We start from the raw sequence: 16,436 nt of genomic DNA, 5'->3' as shown, positions 1-16,436 counted from the left end.
CTAAAATTTTAAAAAATACTAAAACTCATCCCTCCCACTTGTAATTGAAACTCACCGAAATCCGCTCCTCTTCGGCCATGTTCATCGGCACCTCGTGGCGCAGCCATGACTCCCAGAGCAGCACGTCACCCACCACCGGCTTCACGTAGACGAAGGTGCGCTGGTCCTCCCGCGCTGACTTCTTTCGTGGGGGGGCGGCCATCAGGCGTGCCGAGCGGGGGTCTTCCAGCTTCAAGGCCGAGGTGCCCTCCGGCATCGCCACATAGGTCGTGCCGGAAATCACCGAATGCGGATGCAGGTGCGAGGTGTGCATCCCGCCTTCGGGCAGAATATTGATCCAAAGATCCTCGAGCACCAGTTTGCCGTCGCCCAGATCGAATTCCAGTTCCTCGGCGAAGGCGGCGACATGGGCATCCAACGCCTTTTCCACCGCCGCGAAGATCGGCGAGCGCCATGGCAGGTCGGTCAGCGAGGCGTAGGAGGTGTAACCGGGATACCCCTCCTTTTCGCACCATGCCTGCCCGGCCTCGTCATCCTCGTAGATCGCCCAGCACGAGGCCTCCAGTTCGTCGGTGTCCACGTCCGCCCCCAACTCGTTCAGCCGGGCGCGGTAGAGGCGGGTTACGAAAAGCGATGAGATGTCAGCCATGGCGGCCTCCGGTCAGGTGCGTTTTCCTTTGAATACGCCATGCGGCTTGGGTAGCAATACCGCGTATCTCCATTCTGCATTGCAGCGTCGACGGGACGCACCTTATGGACCTGACATTTCTGACCGACGGCTTCTTCGGCCACCTGTCCTATATCCTGCTGATCGTTTCGTCGCTCATGCGCCGGATGTTCTGGCTACGCCTCTTCGTCATGGGATCGGCCATCGCCGGAATCATCTTCGACTGGTTCATCATCGGCAATGTCGTCGGTGCGTTCTGGCAGGCGCTGCTCGTCCTCGTGAACGTGGTTCAGATCGTGCTTCTGTGGACCCGCGATCACCGCGCCAAGTTCTCGGACGAGGAAAAGCACATGATCGAAACATGGCTCACGGGTGGCACGCCGGGCGCGCGGCGGCTGCTCCTTGACATGGGGCGGTGGGAGACGTTGGCGCCGGGCGAGGTTCTGACCGAGGAAGGCGTCAGGCCCCGGTTCCTGACCTACATCGTCAGCGGTGCGGCGGTCGTCACATCGGACGGGTCCGAGGTGGCGCGGGTCGCCCCGGATCACTTCATCGGCGAGATGTCTCTGATGGGCGATGGTCTTGCCACGGCCGGTGTGTCGGTCTCGGACACCGCGCGGGTCTGGCAGATCGAGCGTAACAAGCTGGACCGGATGAAGGTGAACCAACCGCATCTTTACGGGTTGATCGAGGCTGGAACGGCATTGAACCTGCGGGCCAAGGTCATTCACGGGAACCAGAGGACAAAGCAGTCCTCGACCGCCGCCTGACGGGTCGCGGCCTTGGAAAAGAAACCCACCCTGAGGAAGTGTTTTTCTTTGCCATGGCGCGCGCAGGCGGCCTAACCTGTTTCATCCGATGGATTTTCGCGGGTGTGTAGTGTCCGATATTTTTGGAATGGGGTTTCTGACCGATGGGTTGGTCGGTCACCTGTCCTACATATTTCTGATCGTTTCGAGCCTCATGCGCCGCATGATGTTGCTGCGGCTCTTCCTCGTCGCTTCGGCGGTCACCGGGATCGCCTATGACTGGATCTGGCTCGGCAATGTCGTCGGCGTTTTCTGGGAGGGGCTTCTGATCGCGGTGAACGTGGTTCAGATCGCGCTTTTGTGGCACCGGGACCGGCGCGCCCGGTTCAGCGATGAAGAACGGCGGATGATCGCGCGGTATTTCCGCGGGGGCACACCGGGCCACCGCCGGGCGCTGTTCGATCACGGCGAGTGGGTCGATCTGGAGCCGGGGCACGGTTTGACGTGGCAGGGCGAAAAGCCTCGGTGGCTGACCTACCTGTCCGATGGGCGCGCGCATTACACCGTCAACGGCGTGCGGCTGGGCGAGATCGGGCCGGGTCATTTCGTGGGCGAAATGTCGATGCTCGGCGAAACCACCGCGACGGCGGATGCTGCGATCGACGTTCCGACACGGGTTTGGCGGATCGACCGCGACAAGCTCGATCGGTTACAGGACACGAACCCCGACCTGTTCGGGTTGGTGGCGGCGGCCATCGCGCTCGACCTCAGGGCCAAGATGGTCGCGTCAAACACCCGCGCGCTCGAGGTGGCGCTCGGACCGGCCTGATTAAACCTTTTCAACCCCGCGACCTGTTATTACCAATGCGACCGGGGGCCGGGCGTGACGGCCCAGGGTCATTTGAGCATGGGTTGCAGGCGACGGGGGCCGGAATGTCATTGAAGTATCGGCCCGAAATCGACGGGCTGCGCGCTGTCGCGGTTCTGTCGGTGATGATCTATCACCTCAAGATATCGCTGGGCGGCGCCGCGCTGATCCCCGGCGGCTTCCTGGGGGTGGACCTGTTCTTCGTCCTGTCGGGTTACCTCATCACGCTGATCCTGCTGCGCGAGAAGGAAGAGACCGGCCGCATCTCCTTCGGCCAGTTCTACCTGCGCCGGGTCCGGCGTATCCTGCCCGCGCTGTTCCTCGTCATTCTGGTGAGCCTTCCTGCGGCGTGGATCTTGTTCCTGCCGTCCGAACTGGCCCGGTTCGCTGAATCGATCCCGGCGGCGCTGTTTTTCTACAGCAACGTCTTCTGGTTCTACGTTCACGGGGAATACGGCGCGCAATCGTCGCTGTATCAGCCGCTTCTTCACACCTGGAGCCTCGCCATCGAAGAGCAGTTCTACCTGCTCTTCCCGCTGTTCGTGCTGATCGTGCCGAAACGATGGTTCGCGCCTGCCGCAGGCGTCGCTCTGGTTCTGACACTCGGATTGGCCGAGGCGACGACACAAGCCAGCCCGCGCATCTCCTTCTTCTCGCCGGTCAGCCGCGCGTGGGAGCTTCTGGCGGGCTCGATGCTCGCGGTGGCGCAGTTGCGGGGCTGGACGCTGGGGCAGGGGCGGCGTTGGGCCGCTGTTGTCCCCCCTGTCGCGCTGGCCGTCGTGATCGCCTCGGTCAGCCTGATCTCGCTCGACCGGGTCGGGCACCCGGGCCTCGCCACGATCCCCGTGGTCGCCGCCACCTGCGCGCTCATCTGGTTCATGCGGCCGGGCGAGGCCGTGTCGCGTGTGCTGTCGATCCCGGCGGTCGTCTGGATCGGGAAGCTGTCCTATTCGCTTTACCTCTGGCACTACCCGATCTTTGCCTTCGGGCGGATCTCGGCGCTTGGCGACCCCGGTCCGGTCGACATGGTGGTGTGGCTGATCCTGACCTTCGCCCTCTCGGCGGCGGGCTATTACCTCGTCGAAAGACCCTTCCGGTTCCGTCTGTCGGCCCCGCGGATGGGCGGCGGTCTGGCGGTCATGTTCGTCGTGATCCTCGGGTTCTTCGGGATCGTGCAGACCGGCGTCGGGCTGGGCCAGCGGACCGCGAAGCTCGATGCGCTTTACGGCGACAACGAACCGGATAATGAAAAGCTGGCGTCGCAGACCTGGACCTACATCGAAGACATCGTCGAGGCGTCCGGTGCGGGCAGTATGCTCGACAACATCCCGCCCCGCGACGCGCCGGACGCGCAGATCTTTCCCGACGACGCGCGCCTCAAGGTGCTGGTGGTCGGCGATTCCCACGGCAAGGATATGTTCAACGCCCTACACCAGAACCGGGAGGCGTCGGATGGCTTGGCCTTCGTCCGGTTCGTGATGTACGTGCGGTGGCCGGGCAACCAACTCAAGGCCCTTCGCGCCTCGCCCAGCTACGCTGCGGCCGACGTCATCCTGATCGCCCAGCATTACACGCCCGAAGGGCTGGCGCGAATTCCCGCCGCCATCGAGGCCTTCAAGGCGGACGGAAAGCGCGTGATCGTGACCGGCCACCGGGCCGTGTTCCGGTCGCCCTCAGAATTGCCGATCTTCGACTGGTATCTGCGCCGCAACGGCGAGATTGCGGATCAGGACGTGGTCGACCGGCTTGCCTACAAATACGAGGCGCCGGGAGCGCGCAAGGACTCGGTCCGTCTTGCCGAAATCGCCGACGCCGCCGGGGTGCCGTACCTCGATGTGCGGTCACTGGCCTGCGACGACGCCGCCGAAATGTGCGACCTGACGACGCCGGAAGGCAAGAAGGCGATGTATGACGACCACCACTGGACGCTGGCGGGTGCGGCGTTCTACGGTCGGCGCGCGGCCGAGGCTGGTTGGTTCGACGTGATCGCAGGCGACTGACGTATTCGCCAAGAAATCCTGATCTTTTCCTTGCCCGTAGGGGATGCTGCCTTTATAGAGCGGCATCTCACGATTCCCGTGCGCGGGATTCGTGTGTTTTGCATGAACCCACCGGGCCAAGGGTCACCCCGCAATCGGGGGCCCGCCGGTGATTGGAAAGGAAAAGGCGATGAACGCCAGCGAACTTCGCGACAAGAGCGCGGACCAGCTGAAAGACAAGCTGGGCGACCTCAAGAAAGAGGCCTTCAACCTGCGCTTCCAGCAGGCCACCGGCCAGCTCGAGAACACCGCGCGCATGCGTCAGGTCAAACGTGACGTGGCCCGTGTGAAAACCATTCTGAACGAAAAAGCCGCGCAAGCGGCCGGCAACTGAGGGAGGCCTGACTGATGCCCAAACGTATCCTGCAAGGCACCGTGACCTCGGACGCCAACGCCCAGACCGTGACCGTGAGCGTCGAACGCCGCTTCACGCACCCCGTTCTGAAAAAGACGATCCGGAAGTCGAAAAAGTACCGGGCCCACGACGAGAACAACACGTTCAAAGTCGGTGACTCCGTCCGCATTCAGGAATGCGCGCCGAAGTCGAAAACCAAACGCTGGGAAGTCATCACCGCCTGACGGCGGCTGACAACCAGTTCGATCGAAACCATGGGGCGGTGATGCCAGAGGCTAGCCCCACAGGTCAGGAGAAACCCTATGATCCAGATGCAGACCAATCTGGATGTCGCTGACAACTCCGGCGCTCGCCGGGTGCAGTGCATCAAGGTCCTGGGTGGTTCCAAGCGTAAATACGCTTCGGTGGGCGACATCATCGTCGTCTCCGTCAAGGAAGCCATCCCGCGCGGCCGCGTGAAGAAAGGTGACGTCCGCAAGGCCGTCGTCGTGCGCACCGCCAAAGAAGTCCGTCGTGAAGACGGCACCGCGATCCGCTTCGATCGCAACGCCGCCGTCATCCTCAACAACAACAACGAGCCGGTCGGCACCCGTATCTTCGGGCCGGTGGTTCGTGAGCTTCGCGCGAAGAACTTCATGAAGATCATCTCGCTCGCTCCGGAGGTGCTGTAAGATGGCTGCGAAACTGAAAAAAGGCGACAAGGTCGTCGTGCTGGCCGGTAAAGACAAAGGCCAGACCGGGGAAATCACCTCGGTTTCGCCCAAGACCGGCAAAGCTGTGGTCGACGGCGTGAACATGGCGATCCGTCACACCCGCCAGAGCCAGAACAATCAGGGCGGCCGCCTGCCGAAGGCGATGCCGATCGACCTGTCGAACCTGGCGCTTCTCGATGCCAACGGCAAAGCGACCCGCGTCGGCTTCCGCATGGAAGGCGACAAGAAGGTCCGTTTCGCCAAGACCACTGGGGACGTGATCTGATGCTCGATACTGCGAATTACACCCCCCGCCTCAAGGCCGCCTATCGCGAGACGATCAAGGCTGCCCTGAAAGAAGAGTTCGGCTATACCAACGACCTGCAGATCCCGCGTCTGGACAAAATCGTCCTGAACATCGGCTGCGGTGCCGAGGCCGTGAAGGACTCCAAGAAAGCGAAATCTGCCCAGGAAGATCTCACCAAGATCGCCGGTCAGAAAGCTCTGGTGACGAAGGCGAAGAAATCCATCGCCGGTTTCCGTGTCCGTGAGGACATGCCGCTGGGCGCGAAAGTGACTCTGCGCGGCGACCGGATGTACGAATTCCTCGACCGTCTCATCACGATCGCCATGCCCCGCATCCGCGACTTCCGCGGCGTGCCCGGCACCTCGTTCGATGGCCGTGGCAACTACGCCATGGGCATGAAAGAGCACATCGTGTTCCCGGAAATCGACTTCGACAAAGTCGACGAAGTCTGGGGCCTCGACATCGTGATCGCCACCACTGCGAAGACCGACGCAGAAGCAAAGAGCCTGTTGAAGCACTTCAACATGCCCTTCAACAGCTGATCCTTGGAGACCGAGTAATGGCTAAAAAATCCATGATCGCGCGTGAAGCCAAGCGTCAGAAGCTGGTGGAACAGTACGCCGAGAAGCGTGCCGCGCTGAAAGAAATCATCAACGACGAGTCGAACCCGATGGAAGAGCGTTTCCGCGCTTCCCTCAAACTGGCGAAGCTGCCCCGCAACTCCTCGCCGACCCGTCTTCACAATCGTTGCCAGCTGACTGGCCGTCCGCATGCGTACTACCGCAAGCTGAAGGTCAGCCGGATCGCGCTGCGGGAACTCGGCTCCATGGGCCAGATCCCCGGCCTGGTGAAATCGAGCTGGTAAGGAGATCAGAAGATGAACGATCCTATCGGCGATATGCTCACCCGCATCCGCAACGCCCAGATGCGCCACAAGTCCACCGTCTCGACGCCGGCTTCCAAGCTGCGCGCCTGGGTTCTGGACGTGCTGGCCGACGAAGGCTACATCCGCGGCTATGAAAAGGGGACCGACGCAAACGGTCACCCGACGCTGGAAATCAGCCTCAAATACTTCGATGGCACCCCGGTCATTCGCGAGTTGCAGCGGGTTTCGACCCCCGGCCGCCGCGTCTACATGGGCGCCAAGGAGATCCCGCAGGTCCGTCAGGGCCTTGGTGTCTCGATTGTCTCCACGCCCAAGGGCGTGATGTCGGATGCAAACGCTCGTAGCCAGAATGTTGGCGGCGAAGTGCTTTGCACCGTATTCTAAGGAGGTCTGGTAATGTCTCGTATTGGTAAGAAACCGGTCGAGATCCCCTCGGGCGTTACCGCGTCCCTGTCGGGTCAGACCGTCGAAGTGAAGGGCCCCAAGGGCACCCGCAGCTTCACCGCCACCGATGATGTCACGATCAAGATCGAAGACAACATCGTGTCGGTCGAGCCGCGCGGCAAGTCCAAGCGTGCCCGTCAGCAGTGGGGCATGTCCCGCACCATGGTCGCCAACATGATCACGGGTGTCTCGGACGGCTTCAAGAAAGAGCTGGAGATCACCGGTGTTGGTTACCGGGCTCAGATGCAGGGCAACACCCTGAAGCTGAACCTGGGCTACTCGCACGAAGTCGATTTCGAAGCGCCGGAAGGGGTGACCATCACCGCGCCGAAGCAGACCGAAATCGTCGTCGAGGGCAACGACCAGCAGCTCGTCGGACAAGTCGCGGCCAACATCCGCGAATGGCGTTCGCCGGAGCCCTACAAGGGCAAGGGCATCCGCTACAAGGACGAGTACATCTTCCGCAAGGAAGGCAAGAAGAAGTAAGGACGCGAAAAATGGCAAACAGCAAACGAGACCTGTTTCTGAAGCGCCGTCTGCGCGTTCGGAACAAGCAGCGGAAAGTGAACCCCGGCAAGCTTCGCCTGTCGGTTCACCGCTCCAACAAGAACATCAGCGTCCAGCTGATCGACGACATCGCCGGCGTGACTCTCGCCTCGGCTTCGTCGCTCGAGAAGGATCTGGGCATTGTCGGCAAGAACAACGTGGAGGCCGCCGCCAAGGTGGGCACGTTGATCGCCGAACGTGCCAAGAAAGCGGGCGTGGAAGAGTGCTACTTCGATCGTGGCGGCTTCCTGTACCACGGGCGCGTCAAGGCTCTGGCCGACGCCGCGCGCGAAGGTGGTCTGAAGTTCTAAGGTGTTTGGTGGGTTGTCACCCACCCTACCTGAGAGGGGCGGCGCGTTCGCCCCTCCGATGATCCGGGAGACAGTCCCATTCGTGGGCACGCTCACCAAGGATCGAGTAAAACCGGCGCCCACATGCGCGCCACCCATTGAAGGAATGCCTGATGGCAGAACGTGAAAACCGCCGGGGTAACCGCCGCGACCGCGAGGAAGCAGCCCCCGAATTCGCCGATCGTCTGGTTGCGATCAACCGTGTGTCCAAGACCGTCAAGGGTGGTAAGCGCTTCGGCTTCGCCGCTCTCGTCGTCGTGGGCGACCAGAAGGGCCGCGTCGGCTTCGGCAAGGGCAAGGCCAAAGAGGTGCCCGAGGCGATCCGCAAGGCCACTGAATCCGCCAAGCGCAACATGATCCGCGTGCCGCTGCGTGAGGGCCGGACCCTGCACCACGACATCGACGGTCGTCACGGCGCTGGCCGCGTCGTCATGCGCACCGCCCCGACCGGTACCGGGATCATCGCCGGTGGTCCGATGCGTGCCGTGTTCGAAATGCTGGGTGTTCAGGACGTCGTCGCCAAGTCGATCGGCTCGCAGAACCCCTACAATATGATCCGCGCCACGCTGAACGGCCTCACCAAGCAGGCCAGCCCCCGTTCGGTGGCACAGCGTCGCGGCAAGAAAGTCGCCGACATCCTGCCGGGCCGCGATGAGGCCCCGGCCGAGTCGAGCCAGGTTGCTGAGGAGGCCTGAGACACATGGCAAAAACCATCGTCGTAAAACAGATCGGCTCCCCGATCCGCCGCCCCGCCAAACAGCGTGAAACGCTCGTCGGGCTCGGCCTGAACAAAATGCACAAAACCCGCGAACTGGAGGACACCCCCTCCGTGCGTGGCATGGTCAACTCCATCCCGCACCTCGTGGAAATCGTGGAAGAGCGCGGCTGAAGCTAGCCTCTTGCGATTGACAGACAGAGCACCCCGGTCAGAAATGGCCGGGGTGTTTTTCATAAATAGTCGAACGCGTCGACGAATTCTGTAAATGAATCGCTATCGTGGATAGCTTCCCACACGTGGTCTAGAAAATGCAGACCCGCTCTTACCAATTCTGCATCTCTGTTCGAGTGAACTGATTTTTCTCCGTGAAACAGGCTGTTACGTATACGGCGAACTTGCAGAAAAAGGTCATTGACTGATTGGGGGGCGTCAGCATCTTGCCATTGGAGGGTGTCGAAATTCTTTTCACCGGATATCGTTACCCTATGCCGTTTAGCCGGATCTTCTATAAGAACTTTGCATACAGAACACTTTTTCACTGTTGACAATAGGCTCTTGTCAACGAGCGTGGCAAAGGTATTCCAGTTTGCACGCGCATTTACTTCAGCCGTGTCTCCATCTTTCTTTTGTTTCTTGGTTCGACTGTCTTCCAAAAATTTCGCTCGTTTCATTGCGTATTCGAACCGAGCAAACGTCGCAAAGAACTCAAACATTTCTTCCGACGCCAAGCTGGCAATATCTTCACGATATGATGAATGCATCGTGTGTCTCCCCACGTTTCCAACACAAGCTAACGCGATCCGTAGGTCTTGTGGTATACAGTTCAGCCGCAAGTAAACCTTCTCATTGAGGACTTCTTCTGTTGTTCGACAATCGATTTCTCCTCACCCCATCGTGATCCCTCCCGCTCACAAGTGAACCCTGCGTCACCTCGCGCGTAGTACCCTCAGAACCACAGCGAAACAGGGAGAGACGCAATGAAAACCACACGCCGCACGTTCCTCGCGACGGCTGCCGCTAGCGCGGGCGCGATCACCATACTGCCCTATGCCGGGATGGCCGCCGCCCATGCCTCCAACATGTTCACAACCGACGCGGGCGACATCACGGTTCATCCCGTGTCCCACGCGTCCTTCGTGATGGAGACGCCCAAGGGTGTGATCTATGTCGACCCGGTGGGGTCGCCCGACGATTACGCCGATTTCCCCGCACCCGATCTGATCCTCGTCACGCACGAGCACGGCGACCATTACAATGCCGAGGTTCTGACCGCCCTCGTCGGGGCCGAAACCGCGCTCATCACCAACCCCGCCGTGAACGGCATGTTGCCCGCCGAGATCGCCGACGGCGCCGTGTCGATGGCGAACGGTGACAGCATGGATTGGGACGGGCTCGGCATCGAAGCGATCCCGGCCTACAACATCACCGAAGAGCGCAAGAACTTTCACCCCGAAGGCCGCGACAACGGGTATGTCCTGAGCTTCGAGGGCTTCCGCGTCTACATCTCCGGCGACACCGAGGACATTCCCGAGATGCGTGCCTTGGAGAACATCGACCTAGCCTTCGTCTGCATGAACCTGCCGTTCACGATGGACGCGGCGGCGGCGGCCAGCGCGGTGTCGGAATTCGGCCCGACCTACGTCTACCCCTACCACTACCGTGGCCGCGACGGCGGCACGCAGGACCCGGAAGAGTTCGCGTCGATGATCGAAGGCGACACCGAGGTCAAGATGGGCGGCTGGTACGGCGAAGGCGATCTGGGCTGACGCGCCGACCTATTGGCAGACACTTGAAACGGGACCGGCCGCCGGTCCCGTTCTCATTTTGAAGACAGACTCGCTCCCGACGCCACAATCGTGTCACGATTGGGAAGGGAAAGGTGAGGGTATCCCGACCCATGCTGCCCCATTTCCGCCATAGATCGTTTCTTGGCGGCGCGAAAGGAATGAACCAGTCCGTTCACTGTTTCCGATTGAGGCCCGGTGTTTTGCGCGCTTTGCTCAGCGCCCGTCGGATCGTAGGCCAAGTAACGCAATGATTTATTAGGGTTAATTCAGCAGATGCATCTGACGCAGGGCCGCACGCCACGAAGAATGCCCCCAGACTGAACGAAAAGCCCCCTGCGGCAGACTTTTTCCCCAGTTTCGAAACGAAGCCTCCCCGACCCGGCCCTGTTCCTAAGTCATGAATAACGGCGGAGGGACAGATGCCGTTTCTAGCGATTTACAGCATCAGCGACACGACACACACGGGGCCGAACCCATGGCCGCCGGGGTCCAATTCGAATCCGGCGTCGGCGGGCAGCACCGTCATCACGCTCAATCCCGGCGCGGGGTTTCAGGTGGTCGAAGTCACCGACCTCGACACCACGCTCGACGACGATCCCACGTTCGATGACAGCTCGTCCGAGCAGTACCTGACCAATCCGACCACGATCAACGGCACGAACTACGCCGCCGGTCAAACGATCGAGAACGAATACGCGTATATCATCCGGCCCATCGGATCGTCGGACCCCGCGGACAACATCACGATCTACGTGCTGGATGAGGGCGGGGCCACGCCCAGCATCGGCTTCGTGTCGTCGCAGGAACTCGTCGCGGGGCAGAGCTATCAGGTCGTTGGCACATCGACCGACGAACCCTCCACGCCTTACACCGAGATCTTCGCCTGCTTCGGGCCCGACACCCTGATCGAGACACCAAGCGGGGCGCGCCGGGTCTGCGATCTGCGGGCCGGGGACAAGGCGCTGACGCTCGACAACGGCGCGCAGGAAGTGCTGTGGATCGGCGCGCGCGAGGTTCAGCTGACGGGCGCGCGCAAACCGCAAACGCCGCTCTTGTTCCCAAAGGGCAGCCTTGCGCCGGGTATGCCCCACAGCGACCTGATCCTGTCGCCCTTCCACCGTGTGATGGTGTCGTCGCACAAGAACGACCGCGTGACGGGCGGGGAAGAGGTGTTCGCGCAGGCCCGGTCGCTCGCCAAGCGTGGCGGTGTGCGCAAGATGCTGGGGCGCAAGTCCATCACATACTATTCCGTCCTGCTGCCGCGGCACGAGGTGATCTTCGCCAACGGCGTGCCGAGCGAGAGTTTCTACCCGAGCCCCTACAGCATGTCGCTTCTGACCCCTGCCGAACGTATTGCCGTGCTCGCGCGCCTGCCGGGGCTGTCCGATGACGTGGCGGGCAGCTATGGCCCCCTCGCGCGGCGCGATCTGACGGCGCTCGAAGGGCGTAAGCTGAAGCGCAAGCGGCCGATCTTCGAAGGCCCTGCCATCGACGCCTGGCCGATCTGGTCGCTTCAGTCGGCCTGAGGCGGTCGGTGCTGCACGCCCGACACGGCCATGTTATCCTGACGTGAGTTTGCCAAGGGGGGCTTCATGACAGACGCCGATGACTGGTTCGCGACGCTGGATCCGGCGCAGGCCGAGACGCTCGGTCGTCTGCGTGCCCTGATCCTTGCTTCGGCTGACGGGATCACGGAAGAGATCAAGTGGCGCCAGCCCTGTTACAGCCGGAACAAGCTCTTCTGTTATCTTCAGAAATCGAAAAGCCACGTGACGCTCGGCTTTCAACAGGGGGCCCGGATGCCGGACGCGCCCGGCCTGCTCGAAGGCGAAGGGAAGGAGTTACGGCATTTCCGGTTCACCCCCGGCGCCGACATTCCCGAAGAGGCCGTGAAAACCCTGATCGGCGAGGCACTGGCGCTCGACAGCGCATAGCGTCACGACCCGGCGATGCGCCTTGACCCCAATGGGCCTTACCCCTTATACGCGCCCGGTGGCCCCGACTGGGTCCACGACTCACATATAGACAAAGCCGTGGTTGGCCCGTTTTCGCTTCGAGGGTCACATCCGGCATAGGAGAAGCGATATGAAACTGAATGAACTCCGGGACAATCCCGGTGCCGCCAAGAAACGCATGCGCGTTGGCCGTGGTCCGGGCTCGGGCAAAGGCAAAATGGGTGGCCGTGGTATCAAAGGTCAGAAATCCCGTTCGGGTGTGGCCATCAACGGCTACGAAGGCGGCCAGATGCCCCTCTACCAGCGTCTTCCCAAGCGTGGCTTCAACAAGCCGAACCGCAAGAAGTTCGCTGTCGTGAACCTGGGCATCATCCAGAAATTCATCGACGCCAAGAAGCTGTCCGGTGACATCACCGAGGACGCTCTGGTCGAAGCCGGCGTCGTTCGCCGCAAGCTTGACGGTGTGCGGGTTCTGGCCAAGGGCGAGTACTCGGCGAAAGCCAACATCACCGTGACCGGTGCCTCCAAATCGGCTGTGGAAGCCGTTGAAAAGGCTGGTGGCAAGCTGACCACCACGGCGGCTGCGGCAGAGTAACGCTTGTGACCTGCCCACGGGCGGCTTAAGTAAGCGCACGGAATTCCATGAGCGCCGCCGGAGCCGGGAAACGGTCCGGCGGCGTTTCCACGAACAGGGGGCCATATGGCATCTGCAGCGGAACAAATGGCGTCGAACCTTTCATGGGGCGCGCTGGGCAAGGCGACTGACCTTCGCAAACGCATTTTCTACACCATCGGGCTTCTGATCATCTACCGCATCGGGACTTATATCCCGGTGCCGGGGATCGACGCGGGCGCGCTGCGTGACTTCATGGAACAGGCCGCAGCCGGGATCGGCGGCATCCTGTCGATGTTCACGGGCGGTGCGCTGGGCCGGATGGGTGTCTTTGCCTTGGGCATCATGCCCTACATCTCGGCCTCGATCATCGTTCAGCTTCTGGCGTCGATGTGGGAGCCGCTGAAGCAGCTCAAGAAAGAAGGCGAGCAGGGCCGCAAGAAGATCAACCAGTACACGCGCTACGGCACCGTGGCGCTGGCGACCGGGCAGGCCTTCGCGCTGGCCAACAGCCTTCAGGCAGGCGACCTCGTGTCGACGCCGGGGCCGTTCTTCATCGCCTCCGCCGTTGTGACGCTGGTGGGTGGCACCATGTTCCTGATGTGGCTGGGTGAGCAGATCACCGCACGCGGCATCGGCAACGGCATCTCGCTTATCATCTTCGTGGGCATCGTGGCCGAACTGCCCGCCGCCGCCGCGCAATTCCTGAGCCAGGGTCGTTCGGGCGCCATCAGCCCCGCGGTCATCATCGGCGTTCTCGTCATGGTCATGGCCGTGATCGCCTTCGTCGTGTTCATGGAACGCGCGCTGCGCAAGATCCACATCCAGTATCCGCGCCGTCAGGTGGGGATGAAGATGTATGACGGCGGTTCCAGCCACCTGCCGATCAAGGTGAACCCGGCGGGCGTCATCCCGGCGATCTTCGCCTCGGCGCTGCTGTTGCTGCCGACGACGCTGTCGACCTTCAACCAGGACGGCAACGCCGGTCCGGTGATGTCGACGCTGCTTGCCTATTTCGGCCCGGGTCAGCCGCTCTACCTGCTGTTCTTCACCGCCATGATCGTGTTCTTCACGTTCTTCTACACCAAGGAAGTGGCGTTCAAGACCGAGGACGTGGCCGACAACCTGAAAAACCAGAACGGTTTCGTTCCGGGCATCCGCCCCGGCAAGAAAACCGCCGAATACCTCGACTACGTGGTGACCCGCATCCTGACGCTGGGCTCGATCTACCTCGCAGCGGTCTGTCTGCTGCCCGAGATCCTGCGCAGCCAGCTTGCCGTGCCGTTCTATTTCGGCGGCACCTCGGTGCTCATCATCGTGTCCGTCACGATGGATACGATCCAGCAGGTTCAGAGCCACCTGCTTGCACATCAATACGAAGGCCTCATTGAGAAATCGCAGCTGCGCGGTAAACGCGGAGGGACTGCTGCGAAAAAGGGACGGAAGGGACCAGCCAGACGATGAATATCATTCTTCTTGGACCGCCGGGTGCAGGGAAGGGCACTCAGGCGAAAAAGCTCGTGGACGAACGCAACATGATCCAGCTCTCGACGGGCGACATGCTGCGTGAAGCGCGCACCTCGGGCACCGAGATGGGCAACAAGGTCGCCGCGATCATGGACGCGGGCGAGCTTGTGACCGACGAGATCGTGATCGGGCTGATCGCCGAGAAGCTCGAAGGCGACAATGCAGGCGGCTTCATCTTCGACGGCTTCCCGCGCACGCTGGGTCAGGCCGACGCGCTGGGCAAACTGCTGGCGGAAAAGGGTGCATCGCTCGACCATGTGATCGAGATGCAGGTCGACGACGAAACGCTGGTGCAGCGCGTCGTGAACCGCGCGAAGGAAGCGGCCGAAGCCGGTCAGCCGGTCCGCGCCGACGACAACGCCGAAAGCATGCGCACGCGGCTGATGGAATACTACAAGAAGACCTCGCCGCTCATCGGCTATTACTATGCCAAGGGCGACCTGAAATCGATCGACGGCCTTGCCTCGATCGACGAGGTCGCGGGTTCGATCAAGGCCATCCTCGGCTGACGATTGACCGATAACCGGTTTGAGACGATCCTCCGGGCATAGCTCGGAGGATTATTCTTTGCGATATCCCTTTATTCTTGCGCTCCTCGTTGCCGGTGCGCCCGTTTCGGCGCAGGACATGACGCTTTTCGTCTCCGGCCCCGATGCCTGCGCGGTCGTGGCGGGCACGGGCGGCGACGGCGGGCCGATCCACGCCCTTGGCCCGGACAATAACATTCTGGACTATGAACGCATCTGGGGCGGCGCCGTCGAATGCGCGTTCGACGGGCAGATCACGCTCGACCCCGACGGTGGCCCGGAGCAGATCGACGGCACCTGCTTTGCGCCGGACGAACCCGAATTGCGCGGGACGTTCGATATCGTCTATTCCGCGCGGGGCATGACGGTCGTCACGTTCTCGCACTGGTCCGAACCCAAGGTTTTCATGTCATGCGCCACCAACTGATCGCGCTGGCCATCGGTCTGGCCCTGCCTGCCGCCGCATCCGCCAATGCCTTCGTCAACGGCCCGCGCGGCTGCGGCTTTCTCGACGGGTTCGACGATTATGGCCCGATCTTCACGGTGGACGAGGATCACCTCGTCCTGAGCCGGCAGGGCCTTGTCGGGATCGAATGGAATTGCGATTTCGACACGCCGTTCGATCCTTATCTCGAGGAAGGCGAGATCCAGATCCGTATGGGCTATTGCATGGAGCCCGGACCCTTCGTCGATCCCGGCGTCTTCACGCTGATGGAAATGGGCGATGGCACCGTGCAGATGGATGGGTCGAATTGGGATCAGCCGCTGATCCTTCAGATCTGCGTGGCGCCATAGCATTCGTCCCCCTGTGCCCCCGCGCTCTTGCGCAGGCGACAAAGGATGCGATCACGGTCCTTCCACGCGTCCCGCCCCAGGCCTTTGGGCATGATGAACCCGTCACGGCCAAGCGGCCCGTATCCCATCGCCCAGCCGTCGAAGCCGCGCATGAGGATAGGGTAGGGGCCCCAGGCCCGCACGACCCTGTGACGCGGATCGCGCAGGACCGCGTCGAACATGCGGGCAACGGCGTCACCGTCCCCCTCGAACGCGCCCGCAAAGGCCCATTCGGTACGCAGGAGGAACCCCGTCAGGTTGAACTCGGCGGCCTGTCGCCGGGCCACGCGCAGAATGTCCGCGTCGCTTGGGTGACCCATTGGATAGACCGCATGACTGGCATATACTGCTTGAAACTTCATGGCGCCTCGCGAAGTGGGCCACGCAACGGGGCTATCATACCCGTCCCGCGCCCGCCCGCCTTGTCGCAGGTCAAGAAACCCGGGGTTCCCCCCGCCACGCCGCTATTGTCGGCCCAAGTCTTGACGCGCCGATGATTCCCTCGTAAAGCACCGCATCCCGAAAAGGGAATCGGTGTTTTCGGGGTCGCACCCCGCACTCACCAGACCAGA

Annotated in this window: 25 protein-coding genes; 22 read left to right on the top strand and 3 right to left on the bottom strand. The window is 61.8% G+C overall.

Annotated features, from left to right (window positions below; translation table 11 throughout):
* Positions 1-25: 25 nt before the first annotated feature.
* Positions 26-649: a TIGR02466 family protein gene (locus RB2654_RS11280; RefSeq protein ID WP_008331571.1), complete on the bottom strand. Its 624-nt coding sequence runs from the start codon at positions 647-649 to the stop codon at positions 26-28.
* A gap of 104 nt (positions 650-753) precedes the next feature.
* Here RB2654_RS11280 and RB2654_RS11275 point away from each other — a divergent pair, with 104 nt between their 5' ends.
* The 14 genes from RB2654_RS11275 (at position 754) to rpmD (ending at position 8,792) form a co-directional block, all read left to right on the top strand.
* Positions 754-1,437, top strand: coding sequence for a cyclic nucleotide-binding domain-containing protein (locus tag RB2654_RS11275; protein WP_008331570.1), 684 nt, complete (start codon positions 754-756; stop codon positions 1,435-1,437).
* 127 nt (positions 1,438-1,564) lie between these two features.
* Entirely contained in the window at positions 1,565-2,245 is a 681-nt protein-coding gene (locus RB2654_RS11270; RefSeq protein ID WP_008331569.1) for a Crp/Fnr family transcriptional regulator, read from the top strand.
* 104 nt (positions 2,246-2,349) lie between these two features.
* Entirely contained in the window at positions 2,350-4,284 is a 1,935-nt protein-coding gene (locus tag RB2654_RS11265; RefSeq protein ID WP_008331568.1) for an acyltransferase family protein, read from the top strand.
* 169 nt (positions 4,285-4,453) lie between these two features.
* Positions 4,454-4,657, top strand: coding sequence for a 50S ribosomal protein L29 (gene rpmC / locus RB2654_RS11260; RefSeq protein ID WP_040884756.1), 204 nt, complete (start codon positions 4,454-4,456; stop codon positions 4,655-4,657).
* A gap of 14 nt (positions 4,658-4,671) precedes the next feature.
* A complete protein-coding gene (gene rpsQ, locus RB2654_RS11255; protein ID WP_008331559.1) occupies positions 4,672-4,902 on the top strand; it encodes a 30S ribosomal protein S17 in 231 nt (76 codons plus the stop codon).
* 78 nt (positions 4,903-4,980) lie between these two features.
* Positions 4,981-5,349: a 50S ribosomal protein L14 gene (gene rplN, locus RB2654_RS11250; RefSeq protein ID WP_005621870.1), complete on the top strand. Its 369-nt coding sequence runs from the start codon at positions 4,981-4,983 to the stop codon at positions 5,347-5,349.
* 1 nt (position 5,350) lies between these two features.
* Positions 5,351-5,656 (top strand): 50S ribosomal protein L24, encoded by a 306-nt coding sequence (gene rplX / locus RB2654_RS11245; RefSeq protein WP_008331543.1) that lies wholly within the window; start codon positions 5,351-5,353, stop codon positions 5,654-5,656.
* Positions 5,656-6,219: a 50S ribosomal protein L5 gene (gene rplE, locus RB2654_RS11240; protein ID WP_008331541.1), complete on the top strand. Its 564-nt coding sequence runs from the start codon at positions 5,656-5,658 to the stop codon at positions 6,217-6,219. Before rplX ends, rplE begins: the two co-directional genes overlap by 1 nt.
* A gap of 17 nt (positions 6,220-6,236) precedes the next feature.
* Complete coding sequence (gene rpsN, locus RB2654_RS11235) at positions 6,237-6,542, top strand: 30S ribosomal protein S14 (protein ID WP_040884753.1); 306 nt, start codon at positions 6,237-6,239, stop codon at positions 6,540-6,542.
* Between the two features lie 12 nt (positions 6,543-6,554).
* Positions 6,555-6,947, top strand: a complete 393-nt coding sequence (gene rpsH, locus RB2654_RS11230) for a 30S ribosomal protein S8 (protein WP_008331536.1) — start codon at positions 6,555-6,557, stop codon at positions 6,945-6,947.
* Positions 6,948-6,959: 12 nt separating this feature from the next.
* Positions 6,960-7,493, top strand: coding sequence for a 50S ribosomal protein L6 (rplF, locus tag RB2654_RS11225; RefSeq protein ID WP_008331534.1), 534 nt, complete (start codon positions 6,960-6,962; stop codon positions 7,491-7,493).
* A gap of 11 nt (positions 7,494-7,504) precedes the next feature.
* The gene (gene rplR, locus RB2654_RS11220) at positions 7,505-7,864 is read left to right on the top strand and encodes a 50S ribosomal protein L18 (protein ID WP_008331532.1); all 360 of its coding nucleotides are present in this window, start codon (positions 7,505-7,507) and stop codon (positions 7,862-7,864) included.
* 152 nt (positions 7,865-8,016) lie between these two features.
* On the top strand, positions 8,017-8,598 hold the full coding sequence (gene rpsE, locus RB2654_RS11215; protein ID WP_008331530.1) for a 30S ribosomal protein S5: 582 nt from the start codon (positions 8,017-8,019) through the stop codon (positions 8,596-8,598).
* A 5-nt stretch (positions 8,599-8,603) separates the two neighbouring features.
* A complete protein-coding gene (rpmD, locus tag RB2654_RS11210; RefSeq protein WP_008331528.1) occupies positions 8,604-8,792 on the top strand; it encodes a 50S ribosomal protein L30 in 189 nt (62 codons plus the stop codon).
* Positions 8,793-8,851: 59 nt separating this feature from the next.
* Here the strand turns inward: rpmD and RB2654_RS23400 are convergent, their stop codons facing one another.
* On the bottom strand, positions 8,852-9,382 hold the full coding sequence (locus RB2654_RS23400; RefSeq protein WP_148912667.1) for a hypothetical protein: 531 nt from the start codon (positions 9,380-9,382) through the stop codon (positions 8,852-8,854).
* A gap of 216 nt (positions 9,383-9,598) precedes the next feature.
* On the opposite strand from RB2654_RS23400, the gene RB2654_RS11205 reads away from it, so the two are divergent.
* The 8 genes from RB2654_RS11205 to RB2654_RS11170 all read left to right on the top strand — a co-directional run bounded on the left by RB2654_RS11205 (position 9,599) and on the right by RB2654_RS11170 (position 15,825).
* On the top strand, positions 9,599-10,387 hold the full coding sequence (locus tag RB2654_RS11205; protein ID WP_008331526.1) for an MBL fold metallo-hydrolase: 789 nt from the start codon (positions 9,599-9,601) through the stop codon (positions 10,385-10,387).
* Between the two features lie 440 nt (positions 10,388-10,827).
* A complete protein-coding gene (locus RB2654_RS22430) occupies positions 10,828-11,934 on the top strand; it encodes a Hint domain-containing protein (protein WP_008331524.1) in 1,107 nt (368 codons plus the stop codon).
* Between the two features lie 66 nt (positions 11,935-12,000).
* On the top strand, positions 12,001-12,342 hold the full coding sequence (locus tag RB2654_RS11195; RefSeq protein ID WP_008331522.1) for a DUF1801 domain-containing protein: 342 nt from the start codon (positions 12,001-12,003) through the stop codon (positions 12,340-12,342).
* Positions 12,343-12,493: 151 nt separating this feature from the next.
* Complete coding sequence (rplO, locus tag RB2654_RS11190) at positions 12,494-12,958, top strand: 50S ribosomal protein L15 (RefSeq protein ID WP_008331514.1); 465 nt, start codon at positions 12,494-12,496, stop codon at positions 12,956-12,958.
* Positions 12,959-13,063: 105 nt separating this feature from the next.
* The gene (gene secY, locus RB2654_RS11185) at positions 13,064-14,440 is read left to right on the top strand and encodes a preprotein translocase subunit SecY (protein WP_040884751.1); all 1,377 of its coding nucleotides are present in this window, start codon (positions 13,064-13,066) and stop codon (positions 14,438-14,440) included.
* Positions 14,437-15,012: an adenylate kinase gene (locus RB2654_RS11180; protein ID WP_008331507.1), complete on the top strand. Its 576-nt coding sequence runs from the start codon at positions 14,437-14,439 to the stop codon at positions 15,010-15,012. Before secY ends, RB2654_RS11180 begins: the two co-directional genes overlap by 4 nt.
* A 118-nt stretch (positions 15,013-15,130) precedes the next feature.
* The gene (locus tag RB2654_RS11175) at positions 15,131-15,457 is read left to right on the top strand and encodes a hypothetical protein (protein WP_148912666.1); all 327 of its coding nucleotides are present in this window, start codon (positions 15,131-15,133) and stop codon (positions 15,455-15,457) included.
* The gene (locus RB2654_RS11170; RefSeq protein ID WP_008331505.1) at positions 15,442-15,825 is read left to right on the top strand and encodes a hypothetical protein; all 384 of its coding nucleotides are present in this window, start codon (positions 15,442-15,444) and stop codon (positions 15,823-15,825) included. The genes RB2654_RS11175 and RB2654_RS11170 overlap by 16 nt, the downstream gene beginning before the upstream one ends.
* On the opposite strand, the gene RB2654_RS11165 is transcribed toward RB2654_RS11170, so the two are convergent.
* Positions 15,804-16,226, bottom strand: coding sequence for a BLUF domain-containing protein (locus tag RB2654_RS11165; RefSeq protein WP_083783381.1), 423 nt, complete (start codon positions 16,224-16,226; stop codon positions 15,804-15,806). The genes RB2654_RS11170 and RB2654_RS11165 overlap by 22 nt on opposite strands.
* Positions 16,227-16,436 lie beyond the last annotated feature (210 nt).

This window comes from Maritimibacter alkaliphilus HTCC2654 (assembly GCF_000152805.1).
In the GTDB taxonomy this organism is placed as follows: domain Bacteria; phylum Pseudomonadota; class Alphaproteobacteria; order Rhodobacterales; family Rhodobacteraceae; genus Maritimibacter; species Maritimibacter alkaliphilus.
This window is presented reverse-complemented; position numbering and strand designations above follow the sequence as displayed.

Bases quoted from the DNA above. Each gene is read 5' to 3' on its own strand.
- RB2654_RS11280 (WP_008331571.1), bottom strand. From the start codon at position 649: ATGGCTGACATCTCATCGCTTTTCGTAACCCGCCTCTACCGCGCCCGG.
- RB2654_RS11275 (WP_008331570.1), top strand. From the start codon at position 754: ATGGACCTGACATTTCTGACCGACGGCTTCTTCGGCCACCTGTCCTAT.
- RB2654_RS11270 (WP_008331569.1), top strand. From the start codon at position 1,565: ATGGGGTTTCTGACCGATGGGTTGGTCGGTCACCTGTCCTACATATTT.
- RB2654_RS11265 (WP_008331568.1), top strand. From the start codon at position 2,350: ATGTCATTGAAGTATCGGCCCGAAATCGACGGGCTGCGCGCTGTCGCG.
- rpmC (WP_040884756.1), top strand. From the start codon at position 4,454: ATGAACGCCAGCGAACTTCGCGACAAGAGCGCGGACCAGCTGAAAGAC.
- rpsQ (WP_008331559.1), top strand. From the start codon at position 4,672: ATGCCCAAACGTATCCTGCAAGGCACCGTGACCTCGGACGCCAACGCC.
- rplN (WP_005621870.1), top strand. From the start codon at position 4,981: ATGATCCAGATGCAGACCAATCTGGATGTCGCTGACAACTCCGGCGCT.
- rplX (WP_008331543.1), top strand. From the start codon at position 5,351: ATGGCTGCGAAACTGAAAAAAGGCGACAAGGTCGTCGTGCTGGCCGGT.
- rplE (WP_008331541.1), top strand. From the start codon at position 5,656: ATGCTCGATACTGCGAATTACACCCCCCGCCTCAAGGCCGCCTATCGC.
- rpsN (WP_040884753.1), top strand. From the start codon at position 6,237: ATGGCTAAAAAATCCATGATCGCGCGTGAAGCCAAGCGTCAGAAGCTG.
- rpsH (WP_008331536.1), top strand. From the start codon at position 6,555: ATGAACGATCCTATCGGCGATATGCTCACCCGCATCCGCAACGCCCAG.
- rplF (WP_008331534.1), top strand. From the start codon at position 6,960: ATGTCTCGTATTGGTAAGAAACCGGTCGAGATCCCCTCGGGCGTTACC.
- rplR (WP_008331532.1), top strand. From the start codon at position 7,505: ATGGCAAACAGCAAACGAGACCTGTTTCTGAAGCGCCGTCTGCGCGTT.
- rpsE (WP_008331530.1), top strand. From the start codon at position 8,017: ATGGCAGAACGTGAAAACCGCCGGGGTAACCGCCGCGACCGCGAGGAA.
- rpmD (WP_008331528.1), top strand. From the start codon at position 8,604: ATGGCAAAAACCATCGTCGTAAAACAGATCGGCTCCCCGATCCGCCGC.
- RB2654_RS23400 (WP_148912667.1), bottom strand. From the start codon at position 9,382: ATGCATTCATCATATCGTGAAGATATTGCCAGCTTGGCGTCGGAAGAA.
- RB2654_RS11205 (WP_008331526.1), top strand. From the start codon at position 9,599: ATGAAAACCACACGCCGCACGTTCCTCGCGACGGCTGCCGCTAGCGCG.
- RB2654_RS22430 (WP_008331524.1), top strand. From the start codon at position 10,828: ATGCCGTTTCTAGCGATTTACAGCATCAGCGACACGACACACACGGGG.
- RB2654_RS11195 (WP_008331522.1), top strand. From the start codon at position 12,001: ATGACAGACGCCGATGACTGGTTCGCGACGCTGGATCCGGCGCAGGCC.
- rplO (WP_008331514.1), top strand. From the start codon at position 12,494: ATGAAACTGAATGAACTCCGGGACAATCCCGGTGCCGCCAAGAAACGC.
- secY (WP_040884751.1), top strand. From the start codon at position 13,064: ATGGCATCTGCAGCGGAACAAATGGCGTCGAACCTTTCATGGGGCGCG.
- RB2654_RS11180 (WP_008331507.1), top strand. From the start codon at position 14,437: ATGAATATCATTCTTCTTGGACCGCCGGGTGCAGGGAAGGGCACTCAG.
- RB2654_RS11175 (WP_148912666.1), top strand. From the start codon at position 15,131: ATGACGCTTTTCGTCTCCGGCCCCGATGCCTGCGCGGTCGTGGCGGGC.
- RB2654_RS11170 (WP_008331505.1), top strand. From the start codon at position 15,442: ATGCGCCACCAACTGATCGCGCTGGCCATCGGTCTGGCCCTGCCTGCC.
- RB2654_RS11165 (WP_083783381.1), bottom strand. From the start codon at position 16,226: ATGAAGTTTCAAGCAGTATATGCCAGTCATGCGGTCTATCCAATGGGT.